Source organism: Massilia sp. UBA6681, from assembly GCF_002454935.1.
GTDB classification, from domain to species: domain Bacteria; phylum Pseudomonadota; class Gammaproteobacteria; order Burkholderiales; family Burkholderiaceae_D; genus Telluria; species Telluria varians.
On the sequence record NZ_DKJX01000050.1, the window covers coordinates 25,866 to 45,875 of the forward strand.

The following is a 20,010-nucleotide window of genomic DNA, read 5'->3' on the forward strand; positions in this document are numbered from 1 at the left end:
GATGGCGCGCAGCTGCTCGACGATGTACGCACGCGCCCGGGCATTGGCGGCGGTGGCGATCGGGCGCGGCTGTGCCGCCAGCACCGACACGTGGCGCATCATCCGGTCGAGTGCCGGTGGCGCGGCCTGAGCAGCCGGCGCAGGCGGGGCCGCGGGGCGGCTGGCGGTCCAGGCCAGGATGGCCAGCATCGCAAGGGCAAGCAGGCCGGCCGCCAGCGCGGCCAGCGTACGCCTGTCGAGGACGCGCGGCGGCGCCATCGGTGATCCAGCGGTAAGCATGCTTCTCTCTCCTTGTTATTCGTCTTGTTGTCAGTGCTGCCGGGTCGCCGGCGGCGTTCTCTTCGACGCCAGGCGAAAAAAAGCCCGCGATGAAAAGCGGGCAAAGAAGGGAACGGAGATGTTTATTCGAGCGTCCAGACGTAGGCGATCTGCCCCCATCCGGGCTGGGCGACGCCATTGTTCATGGCGGGCTTGAACTGGCACAGGCTCAGGGCATTCAGCGCGGCGCGGTCCAGCTCGCGGTGGCCGCTGGTTCTCTGGACCCGCGCATCCTGCACCCGGCCGTCGGCGCCGACCAGCAGGGCCAGGGTCACGGTGCCGGTGTCGCCGTTGCGCGCCGCGTTGATTGGATAGTCCGGCTTGGCGCAGCCCTCGGCATTGGCCAGCACGGCGCTGCCCATCTGGCCCGGCGTGCTGCCGGGCTTGGCCGCCGGGGTGGGCGGAACGTCGTTGGCGACCGGCTGCGCCGGTTCGACAAGCGGTTCAGGTTCGGTGCTGGCCTGGATCGGTTCCTCGACCGGGGGCAGCGGCACCTCGACTTCCGGCTTCGGCACCACGATCGGCGGTGGCTTGACGGCCTTCACCACGGGCTGCGGCGGCTCCGGCGGAGGAGGCGGGGGCGTCTGGGGCTGGATCCAGACCGTGGCGTCTTCGATCAGCTTGGGCAGGGTGATGCTCTTGGAATTCATCACATTGATCATGCCCATGCCTACCAGCACGTGCAGGCCGGCGACGACTGCGAACTTGCCGGCTTTGCCGCCGGTTCCATCGTTGAGTTGCGTGAAGTGCATGGCGATCTCCTCTTCTTGTTCGGGTTCTGCGATTGCATCGCAGAACTTTTTGCTTAAGGAAAGATATGCATCTGACAGCTGATGGAATCAATATATGCTAGGGCTTGGTAGTATGTAAAGCTATTTCTTGGTAATTTTGCTTCCGTTCGTAAGTCTTCTTGGCGCAAAAGCGGAGAATGGCTGGGGTCTCGCGTCGCGGCCCGTTGTATGAAATAATCCTTGTATACCCCGCATGCTTTCTGTCCCTTGGCACACAGTCCTGCCACAGATTGGTAAGCGAATGACAGTGTCATATTGCGTGCGCCAAAAGCGGGTGATCAACAGGAGTGAAATGGTGTCCGAACAGAAAAAACCGATCCGCGTGATGCTTGCGGACGACCACCCGATCGTCATGACCGGCTTTGCCATGTCCCTGGAGGCGGCCGGCATGCAGGTGGTGGGGCAGGCCAAGACCCCGAGCGAGGCGGTGGCGCTGTATGCGTCCCAGCAACCCGACGTCGTCATCCTCGACATGCGCTTCGGGACCGAGCTCACCGGCCTCGATGCCGCGCAGAGCATCCTGAAGGACGACCCGCGCGCCAAGATCATCTTCCTGAGCCAGTTTGACCAGGACAGCCTGATCAAGGAAACCTACCGCATGGGCGCGCATGCCTTTGTCACCAAGGATTGCGATCCGTCCGACCTGGTGACCGCGGTGCGCCACGCCCACGACGGCAAGCTCTACTTCCTGCCGCAGATCGCCTCGCGCCTGGCCAGCATGGCGGTGCGCGGCGACGTGACGCCGCAGTCGCAGCTCGACGAGCGCGGGCTGGAGATCTTCAAGCTGATGGCCGAAGGCCTGACCAACGCGGAGATCGCCGAGAAGCTCGACCTGTCGACCAAGACCATCAGCAACATCAGCCAGTCGATCAAGGAAAAGCTGGGCGTGCACCGCCAGGCCAACATCACCCTGCTGGCCGTGAAGCACGGCCTGATCGAACCTTAAACAAGCCGATGCGCCTCACGACGTCCCTGCGCGCGGCCGTGGCTGCGCTTGCGCTCCTTGCCGGCGTGGCCCAGGCGCAGCTTGTGGATCCGGTCCGCAAGGACGACGAGATCACCGGCTATCGCTTCCAGATCCTCACCGGCGACGACAGCGAGGTCACGCGCCGCATCGCCGAAGACCTGTACAAGCGCTTGGTGCCCACCTTCGCCGGCTTCCGTACCGAACTGGGCCAGAGCCGCCGCATGCTCTACGTGGCCATCGGCCCGGCCGCGCTGCGCGACGCCGTGGCGCGCCGCTGCGACTGCGTGATCATCTCCGCCTTCACCTCCAGCCAGGTGTGGCGCGCGCTCACCGCCAAGACCCCGGCCGCGCGCGCCGGCCTGATCACCGCCGTATATGCCGAGCCGGCGCCGCCCGACCAGCTGCGCCTGGCCGCGCTGCTGTACGGCCGCCCGGTGCGGGTCGGCGCCATCCTCGGCGAAGACACGACCTTCCTGCGCCCGGCACTGGAGCCGGAGGTGGAAGTGCAGCCATTCGCCCTGGGGGACGACATCAACCACACGCTCAACCGCATGACGCGCTCCGAGGTGCTGCTGGCCATGCCCGACGGCGACGTCTACAACCCCGAGAACGTGCGCAACATCCTGCTCTCGACCTACCGCCGCAAGCAGGGCGTGATCGGCTTCTCGGCCGACATGGTGAAGGTCGGCGCGCTGGCCACCACCTATTCCGAGATCGAGGACATCAATACCCAGGTGGCCGAGATCGCGGCCGCGTTCGTCGTCACCGGCAACCTGCCGCCGCCGCAGTTCCCGCGCTACTTCCGCACCGTGGTCAACGAGGGCGTGGCGCGCTCGCTCGACGTGCGCGTGACCGACGGCGCGCGCCGCTTCTCGAACCTGCCGGCGCGGCTGACGGCACGGCAGGCGGCCAAGCCATGAAACTGCGCTTCTGGCGCGGCTGGAGCATCGGCCGACGCATGGCCTTCATCACCATGCTGCCGGTGACCTTCCTGTTCACCGCCTTCGTGTGGTACTCCTATTATTCGCACCGCGCCCAGGTGGCCGAGGAACTGGCCGAGCGCGGGCGCACCCTGGCGCGCGCGCTGGCCGAGACCAGCGAATACAACGTCATCTCGGGCAACCTGTCCGACCTGCGCCTGACCATCAACGGCCTGGTGCAGTCCGACAGCAGCATCTACCGCATCGAAGTGGTGGGCGTGGACGGCCTCCAGGCCGTGCGCGTCGATTCCGAATCGGCCATCGACGCCCAGTCGCACCACTACGAGGCGCCGATCAAGAAGCAGGTGGTGTGGATCAACCTGTTCACCGACAACGGCACGCCGCACGTGTCGGCGTCGAGCGACCTGCGTCCGCCCACCCTCACCACCGAGATCGTCGGCTGGGTGCGGGTGACGATGTCGCCCTCGAACATGATGGCCAAGCAGACCCGGCGCTTCCGCTTCGAGGTGGGCATGGCCGCGCTGGCGCTGGTGGTCAGCGGCGTGCTGGCCTGGGTGCTGGCGCGCTCGCTCACGGTGCCGCTGCGCGAGGCGATCGGCGCACTGAGCCGTATCCGCAACGGCGACTTCCGCGTGCACCTGCCGGTCACGACCGGCGGCGAGGTGGGCGAGCTGCAGGCCTCGATCGGCGAGATGTCCCTGGCCCTGGACGAATCCAAGCGCGACCTGGAAAACAAGGTGGCCGAACGCACCCGCGACCTGCTGGCCTCGCGCAACGAGGCGCTGCGCGCCGACGCCGACAAGCGCAAGCTGATCCAGAAGGTCAATTCCATCATCGAGGACGAGCGCAAGAGCATCGCGGTCGAGATCCACGACGAACTGAACGCGTCCCTGATCGCCGCGCGCCTGGAGGCGCAGTCGATCGGCGCACTGGCAGCCAAGGCGCCGCAAAGTGCGGAAGTCGAGGAGATCGGGCGCAAGTCGCAGGCCATCACCAAGCTCGCGCTCGACCTGTACGCCAACGGCCGCCGCCTGGTGCGGCGCCTGCGCCCCGAGGTGCTCGACATGCTGGGCCTGCACGGCGCGGTGGAAGAGATGGTGCGCCACTACGACGGCAGCTCGGGCTGCAGCTTCGAATTCCACGGCGAGGGCGATTTCTCGCGCCTGTCGAACGAGCTGGCGATTTCCGCCTACCGCATCGTGCAGGAAGCGCTGTCGAACGTGATGAAGCACGCCCATGCCACCTCGGCCCAGGTGCGCCTGGTGCTGGACGAAGGCGCGCAGACCCTGCGCATCGTGGTCGCGGACGACGGCAACGGCTTCGACCCGGCCAGCGCCTCGGAAGGCATCGGCATCATCGGCATGCGCGAACGCGTCTACGCCGTGCACGGCGTGATGGACGTGCGCTCCAGCGTCGGCGGCGGCACGGTGGTGGCGATCACGCTGCCGCTGCATGCTCCGGCGACCGTCGTGCCGGTCCCAACGGTTTAACTCCCTATAAAGTCATTATGTCCACTGAACTGCTGACGCCCTTCGAAAAGGGCAACCTGAACCAGACCACCACGCATGGCGAATGCATCGCCTGGTACGAAGACCTCGCGCGCCGCTATCCGGACGTGCTGCGCTTCGAGCAGGTGGGCGTGTCGGACGCCGGCGTGCCGATCCACGCGGGCGTGGTGAGCGGCGACGGCGTGTTCGACGTTGAGGCCATCAAGCGCGCGGTCCGACCGGTCTTCTTCAACAACAACGGCATCCATCCGGGCGAGCCGGAAGGGGTGGACGCCTGCATGGCGCTGGTGCGCGACTTCTGCACCCAGCCCGAGCGTTTGGCTGCGCTGGGCAAGACCGTGTTCCTGTTCGTCCCGCTATACAACGTGGACGGTAGCCTGAACCGCGCCGATACCTCGCGCGTGAACCAGGACGGCCCGGAGCAGTTCGGCTTCCGCGGCATGAGCCGCCACCTCGACCTGAACCGCGACTTCATCAAGTGCGACAGCCTGACCGCGCAGGTGTTCAACAAGCTGTTCACGGCCTGGGACCCGGACGTGATGGTCGACACCCACACCTCCAACGGCGCCGACTACAGCTACACCATGACCCTGATCCACACCCAGCCGGACAAGCTGGGCGGCGAGCTGGGCGAGTTCCTGCGCTCGACCATGCTGCCGGCGATGTACGAAGGCATGCAGCAGCGCGGCTGGCCGACCTGTCCCTACGTGAACCCGGTCAAGGACAGCCCGGACCACGGCATCGCCGATTTTCTTGAGACGGCGCGCTTCTCGACCGGCTACGCGGCCCTGCACCACACCATCGGCTTCATGCCCGAGACCCACATGCTCAAGCCTTTCAAGGACCGCTACGCGTCGATGCGCGCGCTGGTCGAGACCGCGCTGGAGTTTACCGTGCAGAACGCCGGGCAGATCCAGGCGCTGCGCCGCGCCGCCAGGCAGCTGGGCCGCACCCGCGCCGAGTGGCCGATCCACTGGGCCATGGACGAGGCGAACCCCGATACGTTCCGTTTCAAGGGCTACGAAGCCGGGTACAAGCCGAGCGTGCTGGGCACCTATTCGCGCCTGTGGTACGACCGCAGCAAGCCCTGGGAGCGCGACATCGCCTGGTACAACCGCTTCCCGGCCGACATCACCGTGCCGGCGCCGCGCGCCTACGTGGTGCCGCAACAGTGGCGCGAGGCGATCGAGCGCCTGCAGTGGAATGGCGTGCGCATGGAACGTGTCGAAGCGGATCGCGTGGAGGAGGTGGACTACTACCACATCGTGTCGGTGAGCTCGCGTCCGAACGCCTACGAAGGCCACATGTTCCATGACGACGTGGTGCTGGAAAAGCGCCGCGGCCAGGTCCAGCTGCGCGCAGGCGACGTCATCGTGCCGCTCGACCAGGACCGTGCGCGTTACGCGGTCGAGACGCTCGAGCCGCTGGGCCACGACAGCTTCTTCCGCTGGGGCTTCTTCAACAGCGTGCTGGAGAAGAAGGAAGCGTATTCGGATTACGTGTTCGAGGACCACGCGGCCGAACTGCTGAACGACGAGCCGGCGCTGGCCGCCAGGTTCGAGGCGTGGAAGGAGGCCAATCCGGGGCTGCTGTCGAACCAGGAAGCGGTGCTCGATTTCATCTTTGCGAACTGCGAGCGCTATCGCGAGCCGGAATGGCGCCGCTATCCGGTGTTCATGATTGGCTGAGAGGTTCGCGGCGCAGGCCGGGGCAGGGCGCATTGCCCGCCCCGGCCTGCAAGCTCGTCTATGCGCGCACCGACACTCAGGCGGTCTTGCGGCGGCGCAGGAAGCCAAGGCCGGCCAGGCCCGCGCCGAGCAGCGCCAGGGATGCCGGCTCGGGTACCTCGTTCTGCACCGGCTCGCTCACCACCGGCGCGCTCGACTTGAAGTCCGCGCTGATGTACATCGTCGAGGTCTTGCCTTCCGGGTTAGACCAGTAGTTCCCATCGAAGCTGCCGGCCCCCGTGAGGTGGTACTTCAGGTCGGACATCTCGATGCCGTTCAAGGCGAACGACAGTCCGGCGAGATCGGCCAGCGTCAGTCCCAACAGCTTGTCGCCGGCCGGGTTCCTGGTATTGAAGATCGAGAACTTGAATACTTCCGAGTCGCTGGCGGTGTTCGGCTGGCTGAACTTGATGTTCAAGGTGTAATCGACCTTGAACAGGTCGGGCGTGAGCCAGTCGGCGGTGGCGCGGTTGGTCCACACCAGTTCCGCCAGGATCACGTCGTTCGCATTCTCTAGCCCGACATTCCACTGCCGTTGCTGGGCCACCAGGGTCGAGCCATTGGTGAACAGTCCGAAACCCCATCCGAGCACCGCGTCCGGCTGCTTGACGCCGTCGAACACATAGCAGGTACCCCAGCAGTTCGAAATATTCGCGAACGTGCCTGTGGAGCTGCCCTGGATGACGGTCGCGTTCGCGGTGCTTGCACCCAGCGCCATCGAGATGGTCAAGCTTGCAATCAGTGCAGTGGAACGTAAGAAATTCATATTTCCCCCAGTTAATTGTACTTGTAATTTTATAAGCTAAAACTGTGCCAGGCAACTAAGTCATTGATTTCTAAAAAACTCATATTTCTTGATTATAGGAATGTAAGATTTCTCGACGTTATCGTCTTGGTGTCACCTCAAGTAGACGGCGGACGATGATCACCTGACCCGGCAGCGCTTTGCCGTGCTTCGGTACGACAAACGGGGCGTCGGGCTGACGGGAGGCAAACGGCATCCCGACTCGACCACCGACGACTACGCTGCCGACGCGCTGGCTGCCGTACGCTTCCTGAAGATCCAGCCGAATTCCTGGCCTCAACCACAGCTTCCAGACCGCCAGGACCGGCAAGGCCAGCGAGTATTTTCTGATCGAGGAAACGGTCGCGCCTTCGGCGCTTGCTTTCATGTCGACATGGATGAAGAAGCTGGTCGGGCACGAATGAAAAAAACCGGGGAAAACCCCGGTTTCATCCCAGCCTTACCTGGTCTCGGCAATCCACCGGTCGACCTTCGCTTCCAGCACCGCCAGCGGCAGCGTGCCTTCGCCCAGCACGATCTCGTGGAACTTCGGCAGGCTGAACTTCTCGCCCAGTGCGCTTTCCGCGCGCTTGCGCAGTTCCATGATCTTCAGCGAGCCGATCTTGTAGCCCAGCGCCTGTCCCGGCCACACCATGTAGCGTTCGATCTGCGCCCGTGCCTCGGCTTCCGAGTAGCCCAGCGTGTCCTGGAAATAGGTGATGGCCCGGTCACGGCTCCAGCCCTTCGCGTGCAGGCCGGTATCCACCACCAGGCGCGCCGCACGCAGCATCTCGTCGTTCAGGTGGCCGAAGTAATCCTCGGGCTTGTCGAACAGGCCCATCTCCTTGCCCAGGGTCTCGGCATACAGCGCCCAGCCCTCGGTGAAGGCGTTGTTGCCGCCGAACTTGCGGAAGTTCGGCAGGCCCAGTTCCTGCACCAGGGCGATGTGGAAGTGGTGGCCCGGCTGGCCTTCATGCAGGTAGAGCGTGACCATGCCGGTGCTGCCGTACAGCTTAGGATCGTTCACCACCGACCAGAACACGCCCGGGCGCGAGCCGTCCGCGGCCGGCGGGGTGTAGTGGTCCGAGGCGGTGGCGCGCGACAGTTCCGGCTCCAGGCGCAGGTCGAGCGGCGCCTTCGGTTTCAATGTGAACAGGGCCGGCAGCTTGGCGCGCACCTTGGTGTCCAGCTCGCGGTATACGTCGATCACCTGCTGGTCCGAGGTGAACGGCTTGTATTTCGGCTGCTCCGCCACCCAGCGCGGCAGGCCGGCCGCCGGGCCGGTGTAGCCCATCCTGGGGCCGGTTACGGCGTATTCGCCCTGGATGCGCGCCACTTCCTTCAGGCCGATCTCGTGGATCTGCTCGGGCGTGAGGCTGGTGGTGGTCATCGCCGCCACGCGCGCCGCATACCAGGCGGCGCCGTCCGGCAGGGCGTTCCAGCCGGCGCTGGTGCGCGTCTTCGGCAGGTAGTCCTTTTCCAGGTAGGTCGCCAGGCGCTTGAGCGCCGGATTGAGCTTGTTCGCGATCGTCTTGCGGTAGGCCTGCGTCAGGCTGCGCTTTTCAAGAGCCGTGAAGCTGGCCGGCATGTTCTTGATCGGCGTGTAGAAGATGCTCGCGTCGGTCTTGCTCGCGACCAGCTGCTTGAACTGGGGCAGGGCGGACTGCATCGGTTCGCGCGGCTGCACCACGCCGCGCTTGACGCCTTCGCGCATGTTGGCGATCGACTGGTCGATGTGCGGCACCAGCTGCGCCAGGCGGCTCAGGTAGGCGCGGTAGTCGCGCACGGTGTTCAGGGGCTGGGCGCCCTGGCCGCCGGCGTAGTTCGCCAGGATCACCGGCATGCTGAGCATCTGGTCGATCGGGATCAGGTGTTCCGGGAAGGCGGCCAGGCGCAGCGCGCTGTTCAGTTCGAACTTGAGGATGTCGTAGCTGGTCTGGTCGCGCGCTCCGAGGCGCTCGCGCGGAATGCCCGACAAGCGCTTGAGGTAGCTGCGGTAGAGCGCGAATTGCTGCTCGCGCAGCTTCGGCGAGATCGACAGGCCCAGCTTGTCGTTGAAGCGGCTGTCGCCGCTCTCGGTGGCCCACACCGGCTCGAAGCGGGCCAGCGACTCGTAGTACTCGTCGGCCAGCGCATTGAGCTGGCGGCTTTCCGCGCTGGCGGCGGCGGAAGCGGGCTTGGGGGCGTCGGCCTGGGCGGCCGAGGCCGGCCCGCAGGCCAGCAGCGCGGCCGCCGCCAGGCTTGCGAGCTTGAAGCTTGCGTTCATGGTGTTTCCTTGTGAATCAGTAGCTGGCCAGCGGCGTCAGTGCGCCGTTCTTGAAGGTGTAGACCGTGACGGCCGTCTTCTTCAGGTTGCCCTTCGGGTCATAGCCGTAGGTGCCCACCACGCCCTGGTAGCTGATGCTGTGCATGGCCGCGCCGACCTTGGCGGCATCGACCGAGTTGGCCGACTTCATGGCCTGGGCGATGAACTTGGTCTGGTCGTAGAACGAGGGCGCATACACGTCCGGGTCGCGCTTGAAGCGGGCCTTGTAGGCGTTGATGAAGGCGGGGCCGCCCGGCTGCTTGGCGACGATCGCGCCGGCCTGGGCGCAGCGCACGTTCTCGCCGACCGCCGGGCCGCCCAGCTTGGCCATCTCCGGGCTGCACAGGGTGTCGCCGCCCAGCAGCGGCACGTTCAGGCCGAGCGCCTTCATCTGGCGCGCCATCGGCGCGGCCTGCGGCGCATAGCCGCCGAAGAAGACCGCGTCCACGCGCTTGGCCTTGAGCGAGGTGAGGATGGCGGCGAAGTCGGTCGCCTTGTCGGTGGTGTACTCGTGGCCGGCGACCTTCATGCCGTTGGCGGTGGCCTGGCGCTTGAATTCCATCGCGACGCCCTGGCCGAAGGCGGTGCGGTCGTCGATCACGCCGACGTTCTTCACTTTCAGTTCCTTGGCCGCGTAGGCCGCCACCGAGCCGCCTACCTGGGTGTCGCTGGCGACGATGCGGAACACGGTCGGGTAGCCGGACTGCGTGATCTTGGGATTGGTGCCGACGGTCGACATCAGGATGCCGTTGTCGTTGTAGACGCGCGAAGCGGGAATCGCCACGCCCGAGTTGTACGGGCCGAGCACGAACTTCACCTTGGCGTCGGCGAATTTCTGCGCCACGTTGACGCCCTGTTTCGGGTCGCCCTGGTCGTCTTCTGACTGCAGTTCGAAGCGGATCGTGTTGCCGCCGACCTGGAGCTTCTGCGCGTTGAGTTCTTCGATGGCGAGGCGCACGCCGTTCTCGTTGTCCTTGCCGGCGAAGGCGTTGGAACCGGACAGCGGGCCGCTCACGCCGATCTTGACGACTTGTTCGGCGGCGTTGGCGGTATTGACGTCGATGGCGAGCAGCGCGGCCAGCGCGAGCGGCGCCATGTGCAGTTTGGATGGCATTCCCTGGGTCTCCGTTGTGTTCGAAACGGACGCCATCATGACATGAAACCCGGCGCCGGTTAAGCAGCGCAACGTGTGCTTACAAGCTTACGCCGGCAGCCCGTGCGAGATCAGCTCCAGCGGCAGCGCGGTGGTGCACTTGATCTGCTCCATCGAGAAGGCCGAGGACACGCCGGTCAGGCGCGCGGTCTTGATCAGCTTCTTGTAGAAGCGGTCATAGCCTGCGATGTCGGTGGTGACGACCTTGAGCAGGTAGTCGACGTCGCCGCTCATGCGGTGGAACTCGAGCACTTCCGGCAGCGCGACCACGGCCGCGGCGAAGCGCGCCAGCCATTTTTCGTCGTGTTCGGTGGTGCGCACGCTGACGAACACCGTCACCGGCAGGCCGACCTTCTCGCGGTTGACGATGCTGACCCGGCTTTCGATATAGCCCTCTTCCTCGAGGCGCTTGACGCGCTTCCAGCAGGGCGTGCTGGACAGGCCGACCTTTTCGCTGAGGCCGGAAATGGAGAGGGTGGCATCCGCCTGTAATGCGGCAAGAATAGCGCAATCAAACTTGTCGAGTGAGTTCATTTTCACTATATCGATATATCGAGAACGTATATGCCAATTCCGCGCCATAAAGCGGATAAATTAGGATATGTTTACCGGCGCGACTCCGTAACATACTCATCAACAATAACACGATCCGCAGCAACTAATTACTTTTTTGTAATGTGATGATGAACAACGAAGTTTACCTCGACGCCAACGCCACCTCGCCGGTCCTCCCGGCAGCCATCGAAGCGGCGACGGCCGTCATGCAGGACTGCTTCGGCAACCCGAGCAGCAGCCATGCCTGCGGCCTGCGCGCCAAAGCCCTGCTCGACGCCACCCGCGCCCGGGCGCGCCGGGTGCTGGGCGCCGCCACGGGGCGGGTGATGTTCACCAGCGGCGCCACCGAAGGCATCCAGACCGCGGTGCTGTCGGCGCTGTGCGCGGTGCGCGAGCGGCGCGCGCGCGGCGAAGCCTGCGGCGACCTGCTGCTCTACGGCGCCACCGAGCACAAGGCGGTGCCGGAAAGCCTGGCGCACTGGAACCGCGTGCTCGGCACCGGGCTGGAGCTGCGTGCGCTGCCGGTCGACGGCGACGGCCGCCACCGCCTGGACCTGCTGCGCGAACTGGCGCCGCGTGCCGCTTTTGTGTGCACCATGGCGGCCAACAACGAAACCGGCGTGGTGTCCGACCTGGACGGCATCGCACGCGTGCTGCAAGAAACCGGCAGTCCGGCGCTGTGGATGGTCGACTGCGTGCAGGCGCTCGGCAAGCTGCCCCTCGGCCTCGACGCCACGCGTATCGACTACGCGCCCTTCTCGGGCCACAAGCTGTATGCGCCCAAGGGCATCGGCCTGCTGTACGTGCGCGAAGGCGCGCCCTACACGCCGCTGATGTGCGGCGGCGGCCAGGAAGCCGGGCAGCGCTCCGGCACCGAGAACATGGGCGGCATCGCCGCTCTTGGAGCGGTGCTCGGCGCGCTGGAGGAGGGCACGACTTTCCGCAGCCACGCCCAGCTGCGCGGCTACCGCGACCGCCTCGCGGCAAGCCTGCGCGAAGCCTTCCCTGGGCTGGTATTCAACGCACCGCTCGAACATGCCCTGCCCACCACGCTGAATTTCTCGGTGCCGGGCCTGGGCAGCAAGGAGCTGCTCGACCTGTTCGATGCCGCCGGCGTGCGCGTCAGCGCGGGTTCGGCCTGTTCGGCCGCCAAGGCGGCGCCGAGCTATGTGCTCGATGCGATGGGCGTGCCCCTGGAGCGCAGCGCGGCGGCCGTGCGCCTGTCCTTCGGCCCGCTGGTGGACGACGGCTTCATCGAGACCGCCTGCGCCCGGATCGCGCACTGTGGCCGCGCGCTGGCGCAGGCCAGGCCGGCGGCGCGCCTGCAACAGCTGGAGGCGGGCGGCGCCAGCGGCTGGCTGCTGTTCGACGACGAGGGCCGCCACTCCATCGCGATCGATCCGCCCGAAGCGCTGGCGGCGCGCATTGCCGCCGACCTGGGCAGGCGCGAATGCCGCCTGCTGGCCTGTTTCGCCACCAGCCATGGCGCCGGCGGCGCCGACGCGCTGTGCGACATCCTGGGCTTGATACCGGGCTGGCCGGGCGGCGCGCAGCAGGTGGAATTCGCCGGCGCCAGGCTCGACGCCATCGCGCTGGGCCAGGACGTGCTGGCGAAACACGGCGACGGCTACCTGCTGGGGCGTCCGGAAAACGGTGTGCTGGCCGCCGGCGCGGTGCGCTTCGTGTTCGGCGCCGATCCCGGGAACGACGGCTTCGACGCCGCCCTGTGTTGTCACCGGATCGGCGAACCCGCGGTGTCGCGGCCCGGCGCCGAGGCCCTGCCCGACGAGGGCATCGACCTCGACCCGACCACGGCCGCCGCCTACCTGGCGGCCCACCCCGACGCACTGCTGGTCGACGTGCGTGAGCTGCCGGAACACGCGGCGGCCTGCGCCCAGCTGCGCGGACGCGGCGCGCAGCACGTGCCGCTGTCGCAGCTGGCCGGGCAGGCTGCACACTGGCTGCGCGAGCCCCGTCCGCTGGTGTTCCTGTGCCGCAGCGGCAACCGCAGCGCCCGCGCCGCGCGCCTGCTGCGCTGCCTCGGGCATGCCCAGGCCTGGCATGTGGCCGGAGGACTGGCGATGGCCGGCTGAATCCCCCGCCTGTGTACGGCACCGCACAGTAGCTACCGCTGGCTTCTTCTAGCATGGCGGTGGCCGTGCGCGCCCTGCGTTTCCCTTCCCATCGACCTGCTTCAGGCGCGCCGCGCGCCGGCGGTCGACAGCGCGCGCCTCTGTGTCGAGGTCCCTGTTGAAGCAAGAGAAGAACCCGAAGGCTGAATCCGGCACCGCCGCAGTCATGAACAATGCGCGCGATGAGGGCGCGCCCGGCCTGCGGGCGCAGCTGGCCGAACTGGCCGGCGCGATCGACGCCGTATCCGATGCGCTCGACCGCGCCCGCCAGCGCGGCAGCGAACTGCCGCCTGCCGCCGGCGCCATCCTCGACAACAGCCCCCTGATCGACGCCCAGCTGCGCCAGGTGCGGGCCGACCTCGGCCTGCACGATCGCGGCACACTGCCGGGACCTGGCGGCCAGGCCCGCATCCTGGCGCTGGCGCGCGACGCGGCGAGCCGGGATGACGGACGCATCGAACGCGTCGGCCTGGCCGGCTTCCTCGCCGCCGCCCAGCAGGACGCTCCCTTGCTGCTGGTTGAGCTGCGCCTGTTTCCCGCCGCCCTGCGCCTGGCGCTGCTCGACGGGCTGCGCCAGGTCGCCGTGCGCGGCGCCCGCGCCTGCGAGGAACGCATCCTGGCCGCCGACTGGGCCGGCAAGCTGCTCGACACCGCCGCGCAGCGCTCCGGCGACCTGGTCCTGCTGGTGGCCGACATGGCGCGCGCCGTGCAGCCGCTGGGCAGCAGCTTCGTGGCGGAACTGGCGCGCCGCCTGCAGGGGCAGGGGCCGGTGGTCGCCCAGGCCCTCGGCTGGATCGATGCGCGCCTGGCGGACGAGGGTTCCGGCATCGGCCAGATGGTAGCGGACGAGCGCGATGCCATGGCGGCGGACGGCACGCGGGTGGCGCACACCTTGGCCAGCCTGCGCCTGCTCGGCGGGATCGACTGGCGGCAGCTAGCTGAAGGCGCCAGCACCATCGAACCCATCCTGCGTGCCGACCCGGACGGCAGCTATCCGCGCATGGACGGCGCCACCCGCGACCTGTACCGCCTCGCCGTCGAACGGCTGGCGCGCCGGAGCGGACGCAGCGAAGCCGAGGTGGCGCAAGAGGCGCTGGCCCTGGCGGGCAGGAACCTGACGCCCGGTGAAGGAGGACTCGACGCACGCCGGCGCCACATCGGCTACTACCTGGCCGGCCCCGGCCTGGCGGCGCTGGAAGCACGGCTGCAGCCGACACCCGGCCTGGCGGCAGGGCTGGGGCGGCGCCTGCGCCACGCCCCGCTGGCAGCCCGCATCGCCGGGATGGCGGTGTTCACGCTGCTGTTCGCGGCGGCGGTCGTCATCGCCGCGCGCCAGCAGGGCGCCGGACTCGGGCTGCAGCTCATCATCGGACTGCTTGCGCTCATCGGCGCCAGCGGCCTGGCGCGCTCGCTGGTCGACATGATGGCGAGCTGGCTGGCAAGCCCGTCGCCGACGCCGCGCATGGACTTCGACGACGGCATCCCCGCCGGGGAGCAGGCCCTTGTGGCCGTGTCGGCGCGCCTGGTCAACCGCGCCCAGCTCGACGCGCTGTGCCGCGACCTCGAAGTGCGCTACCTGGCCAACCGCGATCCGCGCCTGCGTTTCTGCCTGCTGGCCGACCTGTACGACGCGCCCGGCGAGACCATGCCGGGCGACGAGGCGCTGGTGGCGCATGCCGCCGCCGCCACCGAGGCGCTCAACCGCAAGCATGCGCGCGAACACCGCTTCCCCACGCTCGACGAAGACGGGCAGCCCACCACCACCAGGGTGCGCGTCGAGCCCTTCCTGCTGCTGCAGCGCCCAAGGACCTGGAGCGCCGGCGAGCATGCCTGGATCGGGCGCGCGCGCCGCCGCGGCCAGCTGGCCGACCTGAATGCCTTCCTGGCCGGGACGGGGCGCGAGCGCTTCGCCACGGTGGCGGGCAACAAGGCCGGGCTGGCGGAGATGCGCTACGTGATCACGCTCGACGCCGCCACCGACCTGCCGCGCGATGCGGCGCGCCGCCTGGTCGGCGCCATGGCCCATCCGCTCAACCAGCCGGCACTCAGTGCCGGCGGCACCCGCGTAATCGAAGGGCACGCCATGCTGCGTCCGGTCGTCGGCGGCGCCTTGCCCGACCCGCAGGCCTGCCGCTACCAGCGCATGTGGCTCGAAGCCCACGGCACCTGGGCCGCCGGCCTTGCTGTGCGCGAGTGCGAAGCGCAGGGCATGTTCGGCTGGTCCGCCATCTACGAGGTCGATGCCTACGAACGGGTGCTGCGCGGCCGCCTGCCGGACGAGGTCCTGCCGGCGCCGGGCATCGTCGACGAAGGGTGTTTGCACGCGAAGAGCGATTGCGAGGTCCGCCTCGCCGAAGCGCTGCCCGGCAGCTATGGCGAACATGCCGTGCGCCGCCACCGTGCGGTGCGGGCGGCCTGGCAGGTGGCCGGCTGGATCCGCCCGCGCATCGGCAAGGCGAAGGGCAAGCGCGAAGCCAACCCGATGAGCGCCGCCGACCGCTGGCAGCTGTTCGACACCCTGCGCGACAGCCTGGTGGCGCCGGCGCTGGCGGCGCTGCTGGTCCTGTGCTGGAGCCGGCTGGCGGAGCCGGCGTTCTGGACCGCCATGGTGCTGTCGGTGTTCTTCCTGCCGGCCCTGCTGGGCAGCCTGGTGGCGCTGAGCGACCGCCCGCACGATGCGCCCTGGCGCCAGCACCTCGACAGCTGGGCGCGCGGCGCGCGCGTGCCGCTGGTGCGCGCGGCGCTGGCGACCAGCTTCCTGCCGCATGCGGCCTGGTGCCAGCTCGATGCCGTGCTCAAGGCCTTGTGGCGCAGCCGGGTGTCGCGCCGGCGCCAGCTGGAATGGCGCCCGGCCGCGCTGGCGCGCCCGGCCCGGGTGGTGGCCAACAACTGGCTGACCATGTGGTTCGCGCCGGCGCTGGCGGTCGCCACCAGTTTGCTGCTGACCTTCGCCAACCCGTATTCCCTGTTCACGGCGGCGCCGGTCCTGCTGGTGTGGTTCCTGTCGCCGCTGCTGGCCTGGTGGACCAGCCTGCCGCAACGCGCCCAGGTGCGCCTGCCGGCGGCGCGGCAGGCAAGCCTGCAGCGCCTCGCGCGCCGCAGCTGGAGCTTCTTCGAGGACCACGCCGGCCCGGCCAGCAACTGGCTGCCGCCGGAAAGCGTGCAGGAGCATCCCCATCCCCTGGTGGATGCCCGCACCACCCCGAGCGGCATGTCGGTGTTCCTGCTGTCCACGCTCGCGGCGCGCGATTTCGGTTTCATCGCACCGGGCGAGCTGCTGCGGCGCCTGGATGTCTCGCTGGCCTCGATGGCCCTGCTGGAGCGCTGGAAGGGCCACTTCCTGGCCGCCTACGACAGCGCCACCCTGGCGCCGGTCGAGCCGGCCTGCGTGTCGACCCGCGACAGCGGCTGGCTGGCGCTCGGCCTGCGCCTGCTTGCCGTCGGGCTGGACGAGCTGCCGGACACGCCGGTCGCCGGACCGCGGGCGCTGGACGGGATCCGCGCCGCCGTGCAGGTGGTGGACGAGCTGGTCCAGCACCAGGCGCATGGCGTGCGTGCGCTGGTGGCCCAGGTCTGGGGCGCGCTCGACCCGCAGCGCTGCCGCGCGGCCGACACCTTGCCGGGCCTGTCCGAATGCCTGCGCCACGTGGCCGCCGCCGCCGATGCGCTGGAAGCCGGCCTGCCGCAAACCGCCGATGCCGCGCTGCGCGGCTGGGCGGCGCGCCTGGCCGCGCAATGCCATGCGCAGCAGGACGAGCTGCTGGCGCTGGCTCCCTGGATGCGCGCCGAGCAGGAATACGTGCTCGAGGCCAGCCTGACGCGCATCCCGACGCTGCGCGAACTGGCGGCCCTGGAGGCCCCGACCGGCAGCCACCACGGCCTGGCGCGGCTGGTGCGCGAAGGCCGCCAGCACGCGCAGAAGCTGCTGGCGGAGTGCGCCCGCCTGGCCGGGCAGGCGCGCAGCTTCGCCGGCATGGATTTCGCCGCGCTGCTGGATTCCGAGACCGGCCTGCTGGCGATCGCCTGCCACGTGCGCGATGGCCGCCTGGACACGGGCAGCTACGACCTGCTGGCCTCGGACAGCCGCATGGCTAGCTTCCTGGCGGTGGCGCAGGGCCAGCTCGGCCAGCGTCACTGGTGGGCGCTGGGCCGACCGCTGCGCATCGCCGGGCCGGAACAGCTGCTGCTGTCGCGCACCGGCAGCCTGTCGGACTACCTGGCGCCGCAGCTCCTGATGCCGGCCTGGCGCGAGACCCTGCTCGACCACGCCGCCCGCGCCGCCGTGCGCGCCCAGGCGGCGCATGGCGCGCGTCACGACATGCCCTGGGGTTTTTCGGAGTCGAGCTGCAACGCGGTCGACGCCCAGCTGCTGTTCCAGTTCGCCCGCTTCGGCATTCCCGCGGCCAGCCTGGAGCGCAGCGCCGATGCCGGCCTGGTGGCGGCGCCGTATGCGACCATGCTGGCATTGCCGGTGGCGCCGGCCCAGGCCCTGGCCAACCTCGAGCGCATGGTCCAGGAAGGCCTGGCCGGAGACTACGGCTATCTCGATGCGGTCGACCATACCCCGGGCAGGCTGCCGCACGGCGAGCGCCGCCACGTGGTGCGCGTCGTCGCCACCCGCCACCTGGGCATGGGCCTGCTCGCGCTGCTGCAGCTGCTGCACGGGGCGCCGATGCAGCGCCGCTTCCGCCTCGACCCGGAACTGCGTGCGGCCCTGCCGCTGCTGCAGGAGCCGGTGCCGGCCAGCGGCGCATCGCTTGGGACAGCCTACGACAGCGCGCCGCAGCACCCGGGATCCGCCCAGGGACGGGTCATCGACCGCGCGGATACGTCGACGCCGGACGTGCAGCTGCTGTCGAACGGCAGCTACCACGTGCTGGTGGACAGCATTGGCGCCGGCTACAGCCGCTGGGGCGAGTTCCTCTTGACCCGCTGGCAGCCGGACCCGCTCGGCGCCCGCGGCGGCCTTGCCTGCGTGCTGCGCGACAGCGCGTCCGGCGAACTGTGGTCGCCCACGCTGGCGCCCATCTACGGCGAGCCGGAACGCTACGAAGCGGTGTTCGCGGAGGGGCGCGCCAGCTTCCGGCGCGAAGAGCGCGGCCTGGCGATCGTGAGCGAGGTGGTGGTGGCGCCCGAGGACGACATCGAGCTGCGCCACATCCGCATCCACAACCGGGGCGCCGTACCGCGCACGCTGGAAGTGACGAGCCAGGTCGCGCTGCTGGCGCAAGAAGGGCATGCGGCGCAGCTGCGCATCGATGCGCCGACCCTGGCCATGCTCTGCACCCTGGGACCGGGCGCGCCGACCGTCCTGCACCTGATGGCGGTGCGCGGCGAGGCCGGCGCACCGGAATACAGCGCCGCCTGCCGCGACCCGCTTGCGGCGCTGCCGCCGTTTGACGAAGCGTCGCCCGTTTCCCGGCCGGCGCTGGCGATCCGCCGCAGCATCACGCTGGCGCCGAACCAGGAAGTGGGCATCGACCTGGTGCTGGGCGTGGCCCCGACCCCCGCCACCGCGCGCGAACTGGCTGCGCGCTATGCCGGCACCCAGGCGGTAGGGCAGGCGGTGGAGGCGGCCTGGACCCACGGCCAGGCCTTCCTGCGCGCGGCCGGCATCAGCGTGGCGCAGGCCCAGCTCTACAACCGCCTGGCCGGCTGCCTGCTCGACCCGGTGCCCGGCTTGAGGGCAGACGCCGGCGTCATCGAACGCAACGTGCGCGGACGCGCCGCCCTGCGTCCCTACGGCGTGGACGGCAGCCGCCCGCTGCTGGTGCTGCAGCCCGGCCCGGACAGCGATCTAGCGCGCGAGGTGCTGCAGGCGCATGGCTACTGGCGTGCACGCGGCTTCGAGGCCGACCTGCTGGTGCTGTGCGAGAGCCGCGCCGTGTTCGACCAGCTCACGGCGCTGACGCCGGGCGAGGCGGAGGGCATCCACGTCCACCTGCTGCCCGAGGTGCCGCAGGAAGACCGCATCCTGCTGCGCGCGGCGGCGCAGGTGCTGCTGCTCGAAGAGCGCGGCAGCCTGCTGGAGCAATTGCGCCGCGCGGCGCCAGGCTTGCCCGCGCTGCCGGCGCCGTTCGCGGCCCAGGAACAGCCGGCGCCCTGGACCAGCGAGGCGCGCCTGCCTGATGCCGAGGCGCACCAGCTCGACCAGGGATTTTCCCGGGACGGGCGCGAACTGCTCATCCGCAGCGATGAGGCATCGACCGCGCCATGGGACAACGCCCTGGCCAACGGCGTGTTCGGCGCCGTGCTGCCGCAGACCGGCCCGGGCGGCACCTGGTGCGGCCGGCGCTCGCTGCTCTTGAGCGCGCCGCAGGGGGAAGCCTTCTACCTGCGCGACGAGGACACCGGCGCCGCATGGTCGCCAACGCCCTGGCCGATGCCGTCCGGCGAGCCCTATCGCACCCGCCACGGTTTCGGCTATACGCTGTTCGAGCACGTGGCGCACGGCATCGGGTCCGAACTGCGCTGCTTCGTGGCGCCCGGGGCACCGCTGAAGTATGCGGTCATCAAGCTGCACAACGCCTCCAGCGCGCCGCGCCGCCTGTCCGTCACCGGCTACGTGCAGTGGTGGATGGACGATGCCGCCGCCAACCCCGGCCTGCAGGTCGTCACGGGCGTCGACGTGGCCAGCGGCGCGCTGGTGGCGCGCAATGCCTTCGGCGACGGCTTTGGCGACAAGCTCGGCTTCTTCCACCTGGACGCGCCCCAGGTGGCGTCCACTTGCGACCGGCGCGAATTCGTCGGCCGCCACCGCAGCCTGGCGCGGCCGGCGGCGCTGGAGCGCAACGGGCTGGGCGGCGCGGTCGGCGCCGCGCTCGATCCG

12 protein-coding genes and 1 pseudogene are annotated in these 20,010 nt (G+C 68.9%); 6 read left to right on the top strand and 7 right to left on the bottom strand.

The genetic code is table 11. The features are described 5' to 3' along the window. Positions 1-279 (bottom strand): annotated as a pseudogene (locus B2R83_RS07455) (hypothetical protein); the annotation flags it as partial. A 122-nt stretch (positions 280-401) separates the two neighbouring features. After that, positions 402-1,070: an energy transducer TonB gene (locus tag B2R83_RS07460; protein WP_292039726.1), complete on the bottom strand. Its 669-nt coding sequence runs from the start codon at positions 1,068-1,070 to the stop codon at positions 402-404. Between the two features lie 331 nt (positions 1,071-1,401). Between B2R83_RS07460 and B2R83_RS07465 the strand changes: the two genes are divergently transcribed. From B2R83_RS07465 to B2R83_RS07480, 4 genes are read left to right on the top strand one after another with little or no spacing between them, the layout of a single operon-like run. After that, complete coding sequence (locus B2R83_RS07465; protein WP_027867316.1) at positions 1,402-2,055, top strand: response regulator; 654 nt, start codon at positions 1,402-1,404, stop codon at positions 2,053-2,055. 8 nt (positions 2,056-2,063) lie between these two features. Continuing rightward, complete coding sequence (locus B2R83_RS07470) at positions 2,064-2,996, top strand: hypothetical protein (protein WP_051306643.1); 933 nt, start codon at positions 2,064-2,066, stop codon at positions 2,994-2,996. After that, positions 2,993-4,507, top strand: coding sequence for an ATP-binding protein (locus B2R83_RS07475; RefSeq protein WP_292039730.1), 1,515 nt, complete (start codon positions 2,993-2,995; stop codon positions 4,505-4,507). The genes B2R83_RS07470 and B2R83_RS07475 overlap by 4 nt, the downstream gene beginning before the upstream one ends. Before the next feature lie 17 nt (positions 4,508-4,524). Beyond that, positions 4,525-6,213: a M14 family zinc carboxypeptidase gene (locus B2R83_RS07480; protein WP_292039731.1), complete on the top strand. Its 1,689-nt coding sequence runs from the start codon at positions 4,525-4,527 to the stop codon at positions 6,211-6,213. A 76-nt stretch (positions 6,214-6,289) separates the two neighbouring features. Here the strand turns inward: B2R83_RS07480 and B2R83_RS07485 are convergent, their stop codons facing one another. From B2R83_RS07485 to B2R83_RS07505, 5 genes are all read right to left on the bottom strand, one after another. Continuing rightward, a complete protein-coding gene (locus tag B2R83_RS07485; protein WP_292039733.1) occupies positions 6,290-7,018 on the bottom strand; it encodes a choice-of-anchor K domain-containing protein in 729 nt (242 codons plus the stop codon). A gap of 118 nt (positions 7,019-7,136) precedes the next feature. Continuing rightward, positions 7,137-7,424 carry a hypothetical protein gene (locus B2R83_RS07490; RefSeq protein ID WP_292039735.1) on the bottom strand — a complete coding sequence of 96 codons (288 nt, stop codon included), beginning with the start codon at positions 7,422-7,424 and terminating at the stop codon, positions 7,137-7,139. A 72-nt stretch (positions 7,425-7,496) separates the two neighbouring features. Next, a complete protein-coding gene (locus B2R83_RS07495; RefSeq protein ID WP_292039737.1) occupies positions 7,497-9,302 on the bottom strand; it encodes a DUF885 domain-containing protein in 1,806 nt (601 codons plus the stop codon). Positions 9,303-9,318: 16 nt separating this feature from the next. After that, positions 9,319-10,455 carry a branched-chain amino acid ABC transporter substrate-binding protein gene (locus tag B2R83_RS07500; protein WP_292039738.1) on the bottom strand — a complete coding sequence of 379 codons (1,137 nt, stop codon included), beginning with the start codon at positions 10,453-10,455 and terminating at the stop codon, positions 9,319-9,321. An 87-nt stretch (positions 10,456-10,542) separates the two neighbouring features. Further along, entirely contained in the window at positions 10,543-11,028 is a 486-nt protein-coding gene (locus B2R83_RS07505; protein ID WP_027867309.1) for an Lrp/AsnC family transcriptional regulator, read from the bottom strand. Positions 11,029-11,177: 149 nt separating this feature from the next. Here B2R83_RS07505 and B2R83_RS07510 point away from each other — a divergent pair, with 149 nt between their 5' ends. Together B2R83_RS07510 and B2R83_RS07515 are read left to right on the top strand one after the other, a co-directional pair. Next, entirely contained in the window at positions 11,178-13,142 is a 1,965-nt protein-coding gene (locus B2R83_RS07510; protein WP_292039741.1) for an aminotransferase class V-fold PLP-dependent enzyme, read from the top strand. A gap of 157 nt (positions 13,143-13,299) precedes the next feature. Next, the coding region (locus B2R83_RS07515; protein WP_292039743.1) for a glucoamylase family protein at positions 13,300-20,010 on the top strand (6,711 nt) is incomplete at its 3' end.